The sequence below is a fragment of the Methylobacterium sp. WL18 genome, assembly GCF_008040015.1.
GTDB classification, from domain to species: Bacteria; Pseudomonadota; Alphaproteobacteria; order Rhizobiales; family Beijerinckiaceae; genus Methylobacterium; species Methylobacterium mesophilicum.
Genome location: NZ_VRVD01001130.1, coordinates 1 through 792 on the forward strand (window position 1 = coordinate 1; position 792 = coordinate 792).

The window sequence follows — 792 nt, forward strand, 5'->3', positions numbered from 1 at the left end:
GGCCGAGCCGGGTGAGGTCGGGCGCGAGGTCCGGGCGCTTGCGGTACCACAGCACCAGGGCCGCCCCCTCGCGCTCGGCGATGCGCAGGTAGGCGGTCTCGTCCAGGAGATGGTGGTGATAGGCCAGCGCCTCCGGCTCGTAGAACAGGTGCATGCCGCGCCGGGCCAGCCGCTCGCCGAGTTCGATGTCCTCGTGCCAGGTCAGGCGCGGATCGAAGCCTCCCGCCTCTTCGAGCAGCCGTCGGTCGACGCTGACGTTGCAGGTCAGGAAGGCGTCCCAGCCGACTTCCACCCGGCCCGCGAGCGCGTCGTACGACGCGTCGTGGTGCAGGGCGGAGAACGGCGAGAACGGCAGGGCCGGGTCGATGGTCATGCGCCCGAGGATCGCGGTCTCGCGTCCGCCCCGCCTGGCATGGGCTGCGAGATGCGCGTCGACGAGGCTGGGAGCCGGGATCGTGTCGTCGTTGACGATCAAGAGGCGCTCGCCCCGGGCCGACGCGATCGCCCGGTTCCGGGCCGCGTTGGCGCCGGCATTCTCCTGGCGCAGGTGCACGACCGGGATGCGCCCGGTGGCGACCGCGTGGCTGATCACCGTGCCGGTGGCGTCGGCGGAGCCGTCGTCGCAGACGACGATCTCGAACGGCCGATCGGTGGTCTGCCGGTCGAAGGCCCGCAGGCACAGGCGCAGCGTGTCGGCGCGGTTGTAGGTCGGGATGATGACCGAGAGCACGGGGACGTCGCTCATGACGAAGCTTCCGGGATCGAGAGGGCAAGGGGATCGGTGGGCGGGGC

The 792-nt window shown here is 71.7% G+C and carries 1 protein-coding gene; it reads right to left on the reverse strand.

Annotated elements, in window-relative coordinates; genetic code table 11:
- A partial coding sequence (locus FV228_RS31330) for a glycosyltransferase (RefSeq protein ID WP_147857930.1) occupies window positions 1-745 on the reverse strand: 745 nt, incomplete at its 3' end.
- Window positions 746-792 lie beyond the last annotated feature (47 nt).